Source organism: Roseomonas sp. WA12 (assembly GCF_054165765.1).
The window spans coordinates 4,186,036-4,201,850 of sequence record NZ_CM135108.1; the positions used below are offsets into that span (position 1 = coordinate 4,186,036).

A 15,815-nucleotide genomic window follows, 5' to 3' on the forward strand; every position below is an offset into this window, starting at 1 on the left:
GGTTTCGGCGGCGGCAGGTCCGGAGACCGGCGCGGATGGAACCCCCCCGGCCCGCGCCTGCCGTGCTCCGGGCTATCACGGGCGGGAGACCCCACACAACGTCCGGATACGCGAACCCGCGGATAAATCGGCCTCCCGGCGGTTTCTCCTGCCGCGCCGCGTGGTATGGCGGCGGCGCGGTCGTGCCGGGCCGGTTTGCGCTGATCCGGTGCGGTGCGGGGCGTGTCTCGTGCCGGTCAGGTGCGGGTTGCGACGTGCCGGTCAGGCGCGGGTTTGCAACGGGCCGGGAGGCACGGGGCGGCCCGACGGCAGGTTGCGGCATGGTCCCGTGCCGGTGACGCGCGCGGCGCGGTCTCGTGCCGGGAAGAGGCGACGGCCGGCATCGTGCCGGGCGGGATGACGGGCCGGCGGCGTGCCGGGTGAGAGGAAGCGGTATGGCGGATCGGCAGGCGCTGGACATCCTGGGCATCGGCAATGCGATCGTGGACGTGGTGGCGCCCGCGACCGAGGCGATGCTGGTCGAGTGGGGCATGGCCAAGGGCGGCATGGCGCTGATCGACACCGCGCGGGCCGAGGCGATCCATGGCGCGATCCGCGCCTCGCTGGGCAGCGACGGGGTGCAGACCGGCGGTGGTTCGGCGGCCAATACCTGCGCGGTCGCGGCGGCGCTGGGCGCGCGGGTGGGCTACCTTGGCAAGGTGGCGGATGATGCCGCCGGCAAGGCCTTCGGCGAGGACCTGAAGAAGCTCGGGATCGCGTTCCCGACGACGGCGCTGAAGGGCGGCGATCCGACGGCGCTGTGCCTCATCCTCGTCACGCCCGACGGGCAGCGGACGATGAACACCTATCTCGGCGCCTGCGTGACCTTCGGCGAGGCGGATGTGGACCAGGCCGCGGTGGAATCGGCTGGGGTGACCTACCTGGAGGGTTATCTGTTCGACCCGCCGGCGGCGCAGGCGGCCTTCCGGCGCGCGGCTTCGATCGCTCACGGGGCGGGGCGGCAGGTGGCGATCACGCTGTCCGACAGCTTCTGCGTGGGGCGTCACCGGGCGGCGTTCCGGGACTTCATCGCGCGCGACGCCGATATCGTCTTCGCCAACGAGGACGAGGCGCTGTCGCTGTTCGAGCTGGGCGACGTGGAGGCGGCGACGCAGGCCTTCGCCGCCACGGGCAAGCTGGTGGCACTGACGCGGAGCGAGAAGGGCAGCCGGATCATCACGCCCTCGGGCGAGGTGATCGAGGTGGCGGCGGTATCGACGACGGTGATCGACTCCACCGGGGCAGGCGATGCCTATGCGGCCGGGTTCCTAGCGGGCCATGCGCGCGGGATGGCGCTGGCCGAGTGCGGGCGCTGGGGGAGCGTGGCGGCGAGCGAGGCGATCTCGCATTTCGGGGCGCGGCCCCAGGCGGATCTGCGGGGGCTGGTGGCGAAGGGCTGAGCGGGTTGCCCCGGGAGGGAGAGGGCATTCTCCCTCCCGGACCCGCCCTCATCTTCTTCCGAGGGGCTGCCGCGGAATGCGGGGCTGGGGTTCGCCGGGGCTCCATGGGCCTCGGCGTAGGGAAGGGCGGCTCGCGTCGCCGATAACTTTTCACAAGCGATCCCTGCAATCAGGGTATCCGCGGTAGCCTGATCGCTGGGGTCCCCGGTGGGGGTGCAGGGGGCTAGCCCCCTGCGGGCCGCTGCCTGACAGCCCGGCGAAGCCGATGGCGCCCCGATGCGTTCGGGCCCCGACGACCTGAGGAGACTTTCTATGATCCGTGCGACCCTTCCGGCCCTTGCGGCCCTGATGCTTGCCGTGCCTGCCCTGGCCCAGCCGGCCGACCCGGCGCTGCGGGAGATGCGGCGCGAGCGCTCCAATCCGGCGGTGCCCGCGGTGCCGGCGCAGAACCGGAACGCGGCCGAGGCGGATGCCGATGGGGTGCAGACCGCGCGCGGGATGCTGGCCGAGGCGCGGGCCGCGCTGATCCGCCGCAGCCCGGGCCGGGCGATCGAGGCGATGGAGCGGGCGGAGACGCGGCTGCTGACGAATTCGGTGGTGGCGACCGAGGCCTCGCGGCCGCAGGGCAGCGCGGCGCTGAGCCAGATCGGCCAGGCGCGGCGGCTGGCCGGGCAGGGCGACGCGCGCTCGGCGCTGGCGGCGCTGGACCGGGCGGAGGCGGCGCTGATCGCCACCCCGGCCGGGCCTGGCGTGCAGCCGCTGCCCGAGAGCGTGCCGACCGCGGTGGATGCGCCGCCGCCCGTGCCGCCCTCCCAGATGCGGGCGCCGCGGCGGATGCGGCCCGAGGGCGCGCGCCCGGCGGTGCCGCCGGGGCCGGGGATGCCGGCCGAGACGATGCCGCGCGGCTAAGGCCCGCCGCGCCGCGGAGGCCTGGGGGACGGGACGGGACGGGCCTGGTTGGAGCCGGACCGTTCCGCCAGCCGAAGCGGCGGTGGGGTTCGGCGCCCCGCTCGCACCGCATGGGCGGGGTGGGCGGAGGGCAGTGCGGAAACCCTCGCAATCCGGTGTGCGGCGCGCTATGTGTGCGCTGCAACAGCCGACCCGCCGAAACAGGACCCCGCCGCCAGCGCGCGCGGGGTCTTCCATATGGATGAGGTTTCGGACGGAGGCCGCCTTCCCGTCGGGAGGGACGAAACGGGCGCGATGGACCGCTTGGGATCGGATCCCCTGGGGCCTGCATCGCGCGCACCGGGCCAAGGCGTCATTGCCTTGCCCCGGCCAGACGAAGGACACCGCGCGATGACACAAAGCATCCGCAACGTGGCGATCATCGCCCACGTCGACCACGGCAAGACGACGCTCGTGGACAATCTTCTGAAGCAGGCGGGCGCCTTCCGCGCCAACCAGCAGGTGGCCGAGCGCGCCATGGACCGCAACGACCTGGAGCGGGAGCGTGGCATCACGATCCTGGCCAAGTCGACGGCCGTGGAGTGGAAGGGCACCAAGATCAACATCGTGGACACGCCTGGCCACGCCGACTTCGGCGGCGAGGTGGAGCGCATCCTGTCGATGGTGGACGGCGCGATCGTGCTGTGCGACGCGGCCGAGGGCCCGCTGCCGCAGACGAAGTTCGTGCTGACCAAGGCGCTGGCCCGCGGGCTGAAGCCGATCGTGGTGATCAACAAGGTCGACCGCCAGGACGCGCGGGCCGACGAGGTTCTGAACGAGGTGTTCGACCTGTTCGCGGCGCTTGGCGCCAGCGACGAGCAGCTCGACTTCCACACCATGTTCGCTTCCGGCCGGCAGGGCTGGGCCGACCTGACGATGGACGGGGCCCGCAAGGACCTGTCGCCGATGTTCGACCTCATCCTGAGCCATGTGCCGGAGCCGACGGTCGATGCGACCGCGCCCTTCGCCATGAACGCCTCCATCCTCGAGGCCGACCCGTTCCTGGGCCGCATCCTGACGGGGCGCATCGAGCAGGGCATCGCCCGCACCAACATGCCGGTGCGCGTGCTGCGGCAGGACGGCTCGATCGTCGAGACGGGCCGCCTGACGAAGCTGATGACCTTCTCGGGCCTGGACCGCGTGCCGGTGGACGAGGTGCAGGCGGGCGATATCTGCGCCATTGCCGGCCTGTCCGACGCGACGATCCCCGACACTATTGCCTCCCCCGAGGTGACGGAGCCGCTGCCGGCCATTCCGGTGGACCCGCCGACGCTGTCCATGACCTTCCGCATCAATGACGGCCCGCTGGGCGGTCGTGAGGGCAAGAAGGTGACGTCGCGCCAGATCCGCGACCGCCTGATGAAGGAGACGGAGGGCAACGTCGCCATCCGCGTGAAGGTCTCCGAGGAGGTGGATGCCTTCGAGGTGGCCGGGCGCGGCGAGTTGCAGCTGGGCGTGCTGATCGAGACGATGCGCCGCGAGGGCTTCGAGCTGACGATCGGCCGGCCGCGCGTGCTGACGCAGGTGAACCCGGAGACGGGCGAGCGCGAGGAGCCCTTCGAGGAGGCGCTGATCGACGTGGACGAGGCCTATTCGGGCGTCGTCGTCGAGAAGATGGCGCAGCGGAAGGGCATGATGCAGGACATGCGGCCTTCGGGCGGCGGCAAGGTGCGCCTGACCTTCCACATCCCGTCGCGCGGCCTCATCGGCTACCACGGCGAGTTCATGACCGACACGCGTGGCACCGGCATGATGAACCGGCTGTTCCTGGGCTATCAGCCCTGGGCCGGGGCCATCGAGGGGCGCGTGAAGGGCAGCCTGATCTCCAACTCCGACGGCGAGGCGGTGCAGTACGCGCTGTTCGCGCTGCAGGAGCGCGGGCAGCTCTTCGTGGACCCGGGCGTGAAGGTTTATGTGGGGCTGATCCTCGGCGAGCACTCGCGCGAGAACGACCTCGACGTGAACCCGATCAAGGAGAAGAAGCTCACCAATATCCGGGCCGCGGGCAAGGATGAGGCGCTTCTGCTGGTGCCGCCGCGGAAGATGAGCCTGGAGCAGGCCATCGCCTATATCGAGGAGGACGAGCTGGTGGAGGTGACGCCGACCGCGGTGCGGCTCCGCAAGCGCTACCTCGATCCGCATGAGCGCAAGAAGCATGCGCGTCGCTCGGAGAGCGAGGCGGCGTGATGACGAAGGGCCGGGGGATCTCCTCCGGCCCTTTTTCTTTGCGGCCCTCTCCTGGCTTCAGGAGAAGGCGAGCGGGGGCGCCGCGCGGCTCGCGCCCGGAGGCACGCCGGTGATGCGCTTGAAGGCGCGGCTGAAGGCGGCCTGGGAGGCATAGCCGAGGCGCTGCGCCACCGCTTCGATGGGCAGCCTCTCCTGGGTCAGCCACTGGCTGGCGAGGCGCATCCGCAGTTCCGCGGCGTAGCGCAGCGGCGGCGTACCCATGGTCGCCTGGAAGCGCTCCGCGAAGACGGAGCGGGAGATGCCGCTTTCGGCGGCGAGTTCGGCCACGCTCCAGTCCCGGCCGGGCTGGCGGTGCAGGGCGAGGATGGCGCGGGCGAGGCGGGGCTCGCGCAGCGCGGCGACCAGGCCGGAGGCGCTGCCGCAGCCGCTCTCGACCCAGCCGCGGACGATCACGGCCGCCACCACATCGGCGAGGCGGGCGAGGATGCCGGGGAAGCCGACCCGCGCCGCGCAGGCCTCGCGCTCCATGGCGGCGAGGATGGGCATGAGCTCCGGATGGTGTTGACCCAGGGCGTCCACGAGCATGAGGCCGGGCATGAGGCGGACGAGGCCCTGCATGCCGCCGAGCTCGAACTCCATGCAGCCGTTGAAGAGGATGGTGTCGGGCGTGGAGGTGGCGCAGGGGCAGGCATCCACGGCGCAGACCGTGTCGCAGAGGGGCGCGGTGCTGAACCTGCCGATGTCCTGTACCGCGGCATCGGCCCCCGACAGCAGCTGGTGGGCCTCGCCCTGCGGCAGGAAGACGGCGTTGCCGGCCGTGAGTTCGTGCAGGGTGCCGTCCCCGGTGCGCAGCACGGCGGTGCCGGCGGCCAGGAAGTGGAAGTAGCCGTGGCCGGGGCGCGCGCCGAAGCCGAGGCCGAAGGGCGGCCTGGCCACGATCCGGCGGTACTGGATGCCGCGGAGGCGCATGCCGAGCAGCAGCTCGCTCATCAGGTCCGAGGCGGGTGCGAGCTGGTCCAGGGGCGCAGTTCCGGTGTTTCGGTCAAGGAATGCGGATGGGTTAGCATAGATCGTCCGGCCTGCCCCGCCTAGTTTCCGCGCCGACGCCTGTTTCGGGGAAGTGCTGCGATGACCGATCGTGTTCAGGAGGCCGGGCTCGAGGTCCTCGACACCGTGGAGGAGATGGAGCCCGCGCTGCCGGCCTGGGCGGCTGTGTTCTCCCTGGCGCTGGGGGTGTTCGGGCTGGTGACGGCGGAGTTCCTGCCCGCGAGCCTGCTGACGCCGATGGCGCTCGATCTTGGGGTTTCGGAGGCGCTGGCGGGGCAGGCGGTGACGGTGACGGCGCTGGTCGCGCTGGTCTCCGGGTTGCTGGCGGCGAGCCTGACGCGCGGGATTGATCGCCGGGTGGTGCTGATCGGCTTCACCGCGCTGCTGATCGCGTCGAACCTGCTGGTGGCCTTCGCGCCCAGCCTGACGGTGCTGCTGCTGGCGCGCATCCTGCTGGGCATCGCGCTGGGCGGGTTCTGGAGCATGGCGGCGGCGACCGCGATGCGGCTGGTGCCTTCGGCGCTGCTGCCGCGTGCCCTGTCCATGATCTTCAGCGGCGTCTCGGTGGCGACCATCGTGGCGGCGCCGCTCGGCAGCTATCTGGGCGGGATGTATGGCTGGCGCAGCACCTTCCTGCTGGGGGCGGCGATCGGCGCGGTGACGCTGGCCTTCCAGCTGTTCGCGCTGCCGCGGCTGGAGCCGCGCGGTGCGGCGCGGTTGCGGACGCTGCTGGAAGTTCTGCTGCGTCCGGGGATCGGGATCGGGATCCTCGGCACGGTTCTGGTGTTCGGCGGCCATTTCGCGCTGTTCACCTATATCCGGCCGTTCCTGGAGGATGTGGCGGGGGTCGGGCTCGACGGGCTGTCGCTGATGCTGCTGGGTTTCGGCCTGGCCAATTTCGCCGGGACGCTGCTGGCGGGCTGGCTGCTGGAGCGCAGCCTGGCGGGGACGCTGGTGCTGATGCCCGTGCTGATCGGCGGGGCGGCGCTGGCGCTGGCGCTGCTGCCCGTCGGCGTGGCGGGGCAGGCGGTGCTGGTGGCGCTCTGGGGCATGGCCTTCGGCGGCGTGCCGGTGGGGTGGTCCACCTGGGTGGCGCGGGCGGTGCCCGATCAGGCGGAGAGCGCGGGCGGGATGGTGGTGGCCTCGGTGCAGCTCGCGATCGCGGCGGGCGCGGCCGGGGGTGGCGTGGTGTTCGGCTTCGGCGGCGTTGCCGGGGTTTTCGCCGCGGCGGGTGCCATGCTGCTGCTCACGGCCGTGCTGGTGGTGCCGCGCGTCCGCGTGGCGGCGCCGCGGCATGGCACAGGGGCTGGTCCGGCGCTGCACGCCTGAAGCGGGGGTTGGCGGAGGGCGTCGCGCGGCGGTCCGGCCGGGAGGACGGGCCGAGCGCGGTCGAAGCGGCCGGTCCTGTCGTCCTGCAAGGTGGCGCGGGACGGTGGCCGGGCTTCAGCGGCGGAAGCGCAGCTTCTCGGGATCGAGCTGCGCCATCGTGGTGCAGCCCATCAGCTTCATCGCGCGCTCGACCTCGTGGCGCATCAGTTCCAGGGCGCGCTCGACGCCGGCCTGTCCTCCCGCGGCCAGGGGAAAGAGGTAGTAGCGGCCGAGGCCGACGGCCTTGGCGCCGAGGGACAGCGCCTTCAGCACATGCGTGCCGCGCTGCACGCCGCCATCCATCAGCACGTCGAGCCGGTCCCCCGCCGCATCCACCACCTCGCGCAATCCGTCGAAGGATGCGCGGGAGCCGTCGAGCTGTCGTCCGCCATGGTTGGAGACGACGACGCCGGTGCAGCCGATCTCGGCCGCGCGCCTGGCATCGGCGCCGGTCATCACGCCCTTCAGCGCGAACTGGCCGCCCCACTCCTCCACCATTTTTGCCACGTCGTCCCAGTTCATCGCGGGATCGAGCATCTCGGTGAAGTAATGGCTGATCGAGATGGCGCCGCGCCCCATGTCGACATGGCTCTCGAGCTGCGGCAGGCGGAAGGCGCCCTGGCGGAGGTAGTTGATGGCCCAGCCAGGCCTGATGGCGAATTGGGTCAGGCCCGCGGCGTTCAGGCGGAACGGGATGGCGAAGCCGGTGCGCTTGTCGCGCTCGCGGTTGCCGCCGGTGATGCTGTCCACCGTCAGCATCATGACCTCGACGCCGGCCTGCTTGGCGCGCGCCATCATCTCGCGGTTCAGCCCGCGGTCCTTGTGGAAGTAGAACTGGTAGACCTGCGGCCCCGTGCTGATGCGCCGCGCTTCCTCAAGGCTCGTTGTGCCCAGGGAGGACACGCCGAACATGGTGCCGTGCTTCGCGGCCGCCGCCGCGACCGCGCGCTCGCCGTCGTGGTGGAACAGGCGCTGCAGCGCGGTGGGGGAGCAGTAGAAGGGCAGTGCGAGCTTCTGGCCCAGCACGGTGACCGAGAGGTCCACGTCCCGCACGCCCTGCAGCACGCTGGGGATGAGGTCGCATTCCTCAAAGGCGGCGGTGTTGCGGCGGTAGGTCACCTCGTCATCCGCGGCGCCGTCGATGTAGTTGAAGATCGGGCCGGGGAGACGCCCCTTCGCCATCCGGCGGAAGTCATGAAAGTTGTGGCAGTCCTGCAAGCGCATCGACTGTTCTCCCGCCGCTGGTTTCGCGTTTCTGGTCGTGGGCACTGGCCCCCGGTGAGAACCGGCCGGCGATGGGGAGGCTTACACCACCGCGTCCGCGGAGTAGGCCGCGATGTGGACGCGCAGGATCGCCTCCGTGCCGTCCAGGCTCTCCACGGTCACCGTTTCTTCGAGCGCGGAGTGGGTGGTGCCCGGCGTGACGTTGAGCGAGGCGTTGCCCTTGAACTCGTAGGTCCAGGTGCCCTGCCCGGAGAGGACGAGGGTGCCGTAGGTGCCGCCATAGGGGCCTGCGGCGAAGCCGGCCTCGTCCGTATCGGCATCGCTGATGCTGAGCTGCCCGTAGGCGAAGCGGCCGGCCCTCTCGGAGAGGACGGCCTCCGTGCCGCCGCCGATGAGGGCCGCATCGTTCTCGCCCTGCACGGTGACGAGGATGGTGTGCTCGTCGTAGCCGAGGGTGCGGACGGTGAAGCTCTCGATGACGGCCTCGCCGCCGCGCAGCGTCTGCGCGCTGCCTTCGTTGTCCAGCCGGTAGGTCCAGAAGCCGCTCGTATCGATCTGGAGGTTGCCGTAGCGGCCGGTGAGAGGTCCCGGGAATCCGGTGTAGCTCGTCACGAAGGGGCTTTCCGCCTGGTCCACATCCGAGACGATGAGGCGGCCCGAGACGGTGCTCAGCCCGTCCTCTCGCACCGTGCCGGTGTCGGGCCCGGTGATGATGGCCGGGATGCCGCTTCCGATGGTGCGGCCCTCCGCGCGGCCGTACTGGATGTAGTGCGCCAGCGGGTTCATGCCGGAGGCGGCGACGTCCCGGTTCTGATCGAGATAGACGGTCGCGATGAACTTGGCCGAGGTCGCGTCCGACCCTGGCGACTGGATGTAGGCGGTGAGCGGATCGCCGCCGATCTCGCGCACGAAATCATTGTTGCGGAGGTAGAAGTCGGCGTCGAAGAGGCTGTTGGGGTCGCGCCCTTCCCGCGAGCCGTAGCGCAGGTAGTGCTCGAAGGGGTTCACGCCGGAAGCGGCGACATCGGCGTTGGACTGCAGGTAGAAGTCCGTGTCGAAGAGGGCCGTGGGATCGCGGCCCTCCTTCCACCCGAAGGAGAGGTAGTGCTCCACCGGGTTCAGCCCGGATGCGGCGACGTCGGGGTTCTGGGCGAGGTAGAACTTTGCGTCGAAGAGGGAGCCGGTGCCGCGGCCCTCCTTCCAGCCGAACTGGAGGTAGTGCTGCTCGGCGTCCATGCCGGAGAGGAGGACGTCCCGGTTGTTGAGGAGGTAGGCGACGTCGTTGATCAGCGCCGTGCCCTGGAACAGGCCGATCGGGCGCTGGTCAAGGATCACCGTCTCGACGTCCGGGTAGTAGGAGATGGTCTGGCCACGCGGGTAGCTGGTGTAGAGGAGGCCGTAGCTGAAGCCTCCTCCCGAGCCGTAGAATCCGGTCTGGATGGTGACCACCTTGGCGGTGCTGACGTAAGTTCCGTAGGGAAGGACTTCCTCGGGACCGTCGATCTCTGTCCAGGACATGATGGTCGCCTCTCGTTACGCCGCTCGCACCGCTGCGAACGAAGCGGAAGCACTCTAGCGCGGAACGATGGCGAGGCCAGTCGTCAGGCGCCGGTCCTGCGCTACTCCGCCGCGGCTGGCACGGCGGCGGAGGACCAGAGCTCGGGCTTCAGTTCCTCGGGCCGGTCGGGGAAGAAGAGGGCGCAGCCGAGGGTGATGGTGCCGAAGGCGCCGAGCACGACGAGCGTAACGCCGAGGTCGCCGAAGGTGTCGTGCAGGATGCCGATCAGCGGGGAGGCTGCGGCGGCGCCGAGGAAGCCGACGAAGAAGCGGATGGCGTAGAGCTTCGCGCGCAGGGCAGGGGCGACGTAGCGCGCCGTCATCGTCTCGTTCACCGTCACCTGGCCGAAGAGGGCGGCGGCGGCGACGGCGGCCACCGGCAGCACGGCCCAGCCGCGGAGGAAGGAGAGCGCGAGGAGCGCGGGGACGAGGGCGAGCGCGAGCGGCAGGAAGGCGCGCTTCAGCGTCGTGCGGTCGATGATGCGGCCGACTGTGAACTGGGTGAGGCCGCCGAAGAGGGTGGCGGTGAAGGCGAGCGCGCCGACCATGGGCAGGAGGTCCGGCGTGTCGGCCATGCGTTCCTGCATCAGCTTCGGCAGCAGCAGGGTGAAGGCGTTGAAGACGAAGCCCGAGGCGACGGCCATCAGCATCAGCGAGATCACGGCTTGGCGCACGATGTGGCGGGGGATGACCGGGAAGGGGCGGGCCTGGGCGGCGCGGCCATGGGCGTCGAGCGGTGGTTCGCGCAGCCACATGATGCCGAGCGCAAGCGCCGCGAGGCCCGGGACGATGAAGGCCCAGCGCCAGCCGACCTGGGTGACGAGGAGGGCGGTGAGCACCGGGGCGGAGGCGACGCCGAGATTGCCGAAGACGCCGTTGTTGCCCATGGCGCGACCGACGCGGTCTCCGGCGGCTTCCACCAGCATGGCGGTGCCGATCGGGTGATAGATTGCGTTGAACAGGCCGGCGAGGCCGAGCGCGACGGCCAGGCCCCAGGGGCCGGAGACGAAGCCGGCGAGCACGAGCGCGGCGCCGACGCCGAAGCAGAAGATGATCATCAGCGTGTGGCGGCCCAGCTTGTCTGCCAGCCAGCCGGTGGGCAGCGAGCCCGCGCCGTAGAGAACGAACATGCCCGTGCCGAGCGCCAGCACCGGCCCGTATTCCGTGCCGAAGGTGCTGCTGTTCAGCGCCACCATGCCGAGCACGGCGGTGGCCAGGATGAGCAGCGTGTAGTGGCAGAGCAGGTGGGCGGCGTTGATCAGCCAGATCTGCCGGGTAGCGGGGTCCTGCGGAAGGGCCATGGTCAGGGCGGGGGGCATGGACGTTCTCCTCGCAGTGAGATTACGCTGGCCGGGAGGAGATGTTCGGCCAAATGCTGTCGCAGATGGGCCAGAGAGTGGGCCAGAGAGTGGGCCAGAAGATCGGCCAGGATCTGATCCTGAGCCGGACCCTGCCGCAGGACGAGGTGGATCGCCCGCTGGCAGCCTTCCAGCGCGACTACCGGGATGGCGAGGCGACCGACCGGCACCGCCATGCCCGGGTGCAGTTGCTGTACGCGGTGCGCGGGGTGATGCGGATCACGACCGACCAAGCAAGCTTCGTGGTGCCGGCCGGGCGGGCGCTTTGGGTGCCGGCTGGCGAGCCGCATGCCGTGCAGATCGTCGGTGCGGTGGCGATGCGGGCGCTGTTCCTGCGGGCGGATGCCGCGCAAGCGGGGCCGAAGGGGGTGACGGTTCTGGCCACCTCTCCCCTGCTGCACGCCCTCATCCTCGCGGCCTGCGAGGAGCCGCTGGAATGGGACGAGCACGGGCGGGGCGGGCATCTGGCCGCGCTGGTGCTGGACGAGATCCGCCGGGCGCCGAGCCTTCCATTCGGCGTGCCCGAGCCGCGCGAGCCGCGGCTGGCGCGGCTGGCGGCGGCGCTGCGGGCCGATTTGGCCTCGCCGCTGTCGCTGGAGGAGTGGGCGGGGCGGATCGGGGCCTCGCCGCGCAGCCTGTCGCGGCTGTTCCGGGCGGAGACGGGGCTGTCCTTCGGGGCGTGGCGGCAGGGGCTGCGGTTGGCGGAGGCGGCGGCGCTGCTGGCCCAGGGGGTGCCACCAGCGCGGGCGGGGGCGGCGGTGGGATATGCGTCGGCGCCGGCTTTCGGGGCGGCGTTCCGGGCGGCCTTCGGGGTGACGCCGGCGCGGGCGGGGGCGCGGCCTCTGGGGTGAGGGTTGCCCCCAGGAGGGAGAAGGAATTCTCCCTCCCGGACCCTCCCTCATCTTTTTCTATCTGGCTGCCGCGGGATGCTGTGCTTGCGGTGCGCCTGAGGTCCATGACCTCAGGCGACTGGTCTTGCGGTGTGTGCGGCCGATGGTTTTTGCCTGCGGCGCCATCCCTTGATCATCGAATCCGCGGCAGCCTTCTCGCGGGGTCTGGGGAGGCCGTTGCCTCCCCAGCGGAGGGTCCGGGAGGCTGGCCTCCCGGGGGCCGCCCGTGCGACGGAGGCGTCACGATTCGAGACAGGGGTGGACGGGGTTGGAACAGATCGGGCTGGGCATCGTGGGCTTCGGCATCATGGGCGAGCGTCTGTTGCGGGCGGCGCTGGGCGAGGCGGGCGGGCCGGTGCGGGTGACGGGGGCTTGGGATCCGTCGGCGGAGGCGGCGGGGCGGCTGGCGGGGGTCTCGCCTGATGTGCCGATGCTGGGGGATGCGGCGGCGGTGATTGCGGCGTGCGACTGCCTGTATGTGGCAACGCCGCCGGCGGCGCATCTGTCGCTGGCGCAGGCGGCGCTGGATGCGGGGCGGGCGGTGTTCCTGGAGAAGCCGTTGTCGTCGGATGTGGGGGCGTCGCAGGGGTTCGTGGCGCGGGCTGAAGCGGCCGGGGCGCGGGCGGGGGTGAACTTCCCGATGGCGTCCTCGCCTGCTGTGGCGCAGCTGCGGGAATGGCGGGACGCGGGGGCTGTGGGCGGGGCGGAGGCGCTGGAGATCTCGGTGGATTTCGCGAACTGGCCGCGGTCCTGGCAGGTGGATGCGTCGGGCTGGCTGTCGCGCCGGGCGGAGGGCGGGTTCACGCGGGAGGTGGTGTCGCACTTCCTGTTCCTGACACGGCGGCTGCTCGGGCCGCTGGTGCTGCAGGAGACGCGGGCGCGGTTTCCGGGGGGCGATGCGTCGGAGGTGGCGATCGAGGCGCGGCTGACGGCGGGGGGCGTGCCCGTGGTGCTGCGCGGCGGCGTGGGGACGACGGATCGGGACGACACCAACAGCTGGACGCTGCGCGGGGCGGCGGGGGCGATCCGGTTGCGGGACTGGTCGATCGCGGAGCGCGAGGGGGCCGGTTCGGAAGGGGATGCTGGCTGGGCCACGGCGGCGGACGCGCTGCCGAACGAGCGCATGCGGCCGCTGGTGCTGCGCGGGCAGTTGGAGAAGGTGGCTGCGATGACTCGGGGGGCGCCGCACGGGTTGGCGACGCTGCGGGAGGCGCTGGAGGTGCAGGAGGTGGTGGAGGCGGTGCTGGCGGCGGGGTAGGGGCGCGCGCAGGCCCCCCCCGGCCGTGGGTTAGTCGAGCCTGGCGCCCGAGGCCTCGACCAGCTGGCGCCAGACCGGGGTTTCGTGGCGGATTTTCTCGGCCAGCGCCTGGGGGGAGGCGGAGGGTTCTGCGAGGAAGCCGACATCCCGCATGCGCTCGGCGAGGCGGGTGTCCTTGCCGGCCTGCAGGGCGGCGGCGTGGAGCTGGGCGATCAGCTCGGGGGCGGTGCCGGCCGGGGCCATCAGGGCTTCCCAGGCGCCGATGTCGAGCGCGCCGAGGCCGAGATCGGCGAATTCGGACATGCCGGGGATGGCGGGCAGCAGGGCGACGCGCTGGCCGCTTCCCACGGCCAGGGGGGTGACCTCGCCTTGGGCGATGAGCGGCATCAGGGCCGGGGTCAGCTCGAACATCATGTCGATCGTGCCGGACTGCAGGTCCGTCACTGCCGGGGCGGCGCCGCGATAGGTGACGTGCAGTGCCTTGATGCCCGTGGCCTTCTGCACGGCCGCCATGGTGAGGTGGGCGGTGGTGCCGATGCCGGCGGTGCCGTAGCGCAGGCCTTCGGGGTTCTCGCGCGCCCAGTTGATGAGGGACCGGAAGTCGGTCCAGCCGTGGCGGGCGGCGGCCGCCTTGTTGACGGCGCAGACGACGGTGCCGGCGCTGAGCTGGCTGATGGGGGCGAAGTCGCGGTCAGGGTCGAAGGGAAGGCGGCTGTAGAGGGTCTTGTAGGCGCAGAGGGTGGTCATGCCGATCACGCCGAGGGTCGTGCCGTCCGGGCGGGCTTTGGCAACGTATTCGGCACCGACGATGCCGGCGCCGCCGGAGCGGTTGTCCACCACGACCTGCTGGCCGAGGAGGGGTTCCATGCGCTCGGAGTAGAGGCGTCCGACCAGGTCCACGGCGCCGCCGGCCGGATAGGGGACGACGAGGCGGATGGGGCGGCCGCCGGCGATCGGTTGGGGCTGGGCCTGAGCTTGGGCCTGGGCCGGGCGGAGGGCGCCGAGCGTCGTGGCGGCGGCTGCGCCGAGGGCGATTCGGGCTGCCTGGCGGCGTGCGATGGGGAAAGACGGGCCGACGGGCATCGAATGGTTCCTGGTGGCCTGGCTGGCCCGGCGACTGGAACGCCGTTGCCCGTGGGTCGTTCCAACCCGCCCGGGCGGGCTGCGGTGGCCTGTGGCTATTCGGCCGCTTGCGCTGCGCCGGTGAGGGAGCGGGCCTCGCCGAGGCGCTCGCCGAGAGGGATGGAGACGCGGCTGCGGAGCATGGCGCGGAGGCGGCCGGCCGTCGTGGCGCGGTTGGCCCAGAGAAAGACGCTGCTGAGGAGACCGAGTTCCCCGCACCAGCGGAAGGGCTCGGTGCTGTCGATGTCGTAGGGGTGGCAGTAGGTCCAGGCGAGGGGGCCTTCGAGGGCAGGGAGGATGCGGCGCAGGTCCCAGCCCGGCAGGTAGCGAAGATACATGCCGCCCAGCGCGGGCAGGGGCAGCGGGCCGAGGCGGGCGATGGGGGCGGGGAGCTCGAGCAGGCCGCAGGGCCAGGCGAAGGGGCGGCGGGGCGCGCCGGGATGGCCGTGCAGGAAGCCGCGGGCGGGGAGGACAGAGGAGGAATAGGCGTGGCCGGCGGCGAGCAGGGCTTCGGCCGCCCAGGGGGTGCGGGGGGTGAGGGAGAAGTAGGGCGCGCGGAAGCCGGGGACGGACTGGCCGGAGAGGTCCTGCAGGGTGGCGCGGGCGCGGTGGGCTTCCTCCTGCAGGGTTTTCGGGCCGAGAGCCTCGAGGGGGCGGTGGGTCTGGTTGTGGGAGGCGATCTCGTGGCCGCGGGCGGCGATGCGGCGCACCAGGGCGGGGTCGGCATCGGCGACTTCGCCGAGGATGAAGAAGGTGCCGCGGGCGCCGCTCTCGTCCAGCAGGTCCAGCAGGGCTTCGGTGGCGGAGAGGTGGCGGGTGCCGGTGACGTCCGTGGGGCTGCGCTCAATATCCGCGGTGAAGGTGAGGCGGGCGGGAAGGGCGGCGAAGGGGCAGCCGGGCGTGGCGCGGGTGTTCGCGGCGGCGCATTGGGAGTGGCCGGTCGGGTCCGGGGTGTGGCTCGGGGCTGCGGATGGCAGGGAGCCGTGCGGGGTGGCCGGGTGGAGGGCGCGTGTGGCGGGCGGGCTTTCGCCGGGGCCGCGAGGGGGCGGTGGCGGGCTCACTCCGGATTTTTGAGGCGCTTCACCATTCTGTGTGCTTTATCCGCTCGTGGCTGACGCGACCAGGGTGGAGACGCGACGGGTGAGTGCGACGGGCGTGATGACAGGGTTGGAAGCGGAGGTTGCGGCGCTGGTTGTCAGCGCGCTGCAGTTGGAGGTGGCGCCGGAGGAAATCGATCCGGAGGCGCCGCTGTTCGGCGAGGGATTGGGACTGGACAGCATCGACGCGCTGGAGATGGCGCTGGCGATCTCGCGCCAATATGGGTTCCAGCTTCGCTCGGATGACGAGCGGAACGGGCGCATTTTCGCCTCCTTGCGCAGCCTTGCTGCGCATATCGAGAAGAACCGGGTGGGCTGAC

13 protein-coding genes are annotated in these 15,815 nt (G+C 71.6%); 7 read left to right on the forward strand and 6 right to left on the reverse strand.

Translation table 11 applies throughout. From position 1 onward, the window contains the following. Nucleotides 1–434: 434 nt before the first annotated feature. The 3 genes from ACVBD7_RS19835 to typA all read left to right on the forward strand — a co-directional run bounded on the left by ACVBD7_RS19835 (nt 435) and on the right by typA (nt 4,574). Complete coding sequence (locus ACVBD7_RS19835) at nt 435–1,439, forward strand: adenosine kinase (RefSeq protein WP_458094964.1); 1,005 nt, start codon at nt 435–437, stop codon at nt 1,437–1,439. 312 nt (nt 1,440–1,751) lie between these two features. Further along, nucleotides 1,752–2,348, forward strand: a complete 597-nt coding sequence (locus ACVBD7_RS19840; protein ID WP_458094965.1) for a hypothetical protein — start codon at nt 1,752–1,754, stop codon at nt 2,346–2,348. 390 nt (nt 2,349–2,738) lie between these two features. Further along, nucleotides 2,739–4,574: a translational GTPase TypA gene (typA, locus tag ACVBD7_RS19845; protein ID WP_458094966.1), complete on the forward strand. Its 1,836-nt coding sequence runs from the start codon at nt 2,739–2,741 to the stop codon at nt 4,572–4,574. A 57-nt stretch (nt 4,575–4,631) separates the two neighbouring features. Here typA and ACVBD7_RS19850 read toward each other — a convergent pair whose 3' ends face one another. Continuing rightward, complete coding sequence (locus ACVBD7_RS19850) at nt 4,632–5,564, reverse strand: AraC family transcriptional regulator (protein WP_458094967.1); 933 nt, start codon at nt 5,562–5,564, stop codon at nt 4,632–4,634. 138 nt (nt 5,565–5,702) lie between these two features. Between ACVBD7_RS19850 and ACVBD7_RS19855 the strand changes: the two genes are divergently transcribed. Beyond that, nucleotides 5,703–6,950 (forward strand): MFS transporter, encoded by a 1,248-nt coding sequence (locus ACVBD7_RS19855; protein WP_458094968.1) that lies wholly within the window; start codon nt 5,703–5,705, stop codon nt 6,948–6,950. Between the two features lie 114 nt (nt 6,951–7,064). On the opposite strand, the gene ACVBD7_RS19860 is transcribed toward ACVBD7_RS19855, so the two are convergent. From ACVBD7_RS19860 to ACVBD7_RS19870, 3 genes are all read right to left on the reverse strand, one after another. Further along, entirely contained in the window at nt 7,065–8,213 is a 1,149-nt protein-coding gene (locus ACVBD7_RS19860; RefSeq protein WP_458094969.1) for an alpha-hydroxy acid oxidase, read from the reverse strand. A gap of 81 nt (nt 8,214–8,294) precedes the next feature. Next, entirely contained in the window at nt 8,295–9,731 is a 1,437-nt protein-coding gene (locus ACVBD7_RS19865) for a VCBS domain-containing protein (protein WP_458094970.1), read from the reverse strand. Between the two features lie 101 nt (nt 9,732–9,832). After that, the gene (locus tag ACVBD7_RS19870; RefSeq protein ID WP_458094971.1) at nt 9,833–11,089 is read right to left on the reverse strand and encodes an MFS transporter; all 1,257 of its coding nucleotides are present in this window, start codon (nt 11,087–11,089) and stop codon (nt 9,833–9,835) included. A gap of 53 nt (nt 11,090–11,142) precedes the next feature. Between ACVBD7_RS19870 and ACVBD7_RS19875 the strand changes: the two genes are divergently transcribed. Continuing rightward, the gene (locus ACVBD7_RS19875) at nt 11,143–11,979 is read left to right on the forward strand and encodes a helix-turn-helix domain-containing protein (RefSeq protein WP_458094972.1); all 837 of its coding nucleotides are present in this window, start codon (nt 11,143–11,145) and stop codon (nt 11,977–11,979) included. A gap of 307 nt (nt 11,980–12,286) precedes the next feature. Continuing rightward, entirely contained in the window at nt 12,287–13,276 is a 990-nt protein-coding gene (locus tag ACVBD7_RS19880) for a Gfo/Idh/MocA family protein (RefSeq protein WP_458094973.1), read from the forward strand. A gap of 30 nt (nt 13,277–13,306) precedes the next feature. Here the strand turns inward: ACVBD7_RS19880 and ACVBD7_RS19885 are convergent, their stop codons facing one another. Together ACVBD7_RS19885 and ACVBD7_RS19890 are read right to left on the reverse strand one after the other, a co-directional pair. Then, entirely contained in the window at nt 13,307–14,359 is a 1,053-nt protein-coding gene (locus tag ACVBD7_RS19885; protein ID WP_458094974.1) for a Bug family tripartite tricarboxylate transporter substrate binding protein, read from the reverse strand. A gap of 95 nt (nt 14,360–14,454) precedes the next feature. Continuing rightward, nucleotides 14,455–15,459 (reverse strand): polysaccharide deacetylase family protein, encoded by a 1,005-nt coding sequence (locus ACVBD7_RS19890; protein ID WP_458094975.1) that lies wholly within the window; start codon nt 15,457–15,459, stop codon nt 14,455–14,457. A gap of 79 nt (nt 15,460–15,538) precedes the next feature. On the opposite strand from ACVBD7_RS19890, the gene ACVBD7_RS19895 reads away from it, so the two are divergent. Continuing rightward, nucleotides 15,539–15,814, forward strand: a complete 276-nt coding sequence (locus ACVBD7_RS19895; protein WP_458094976.1) for a phosphopantetheine-binding protein — start codon at nt 15,539–15,541, stop codon at nt 15,812–15,814. The last annotated feature ends 1 nt before the right edge of the window (nt 15,815 follow it).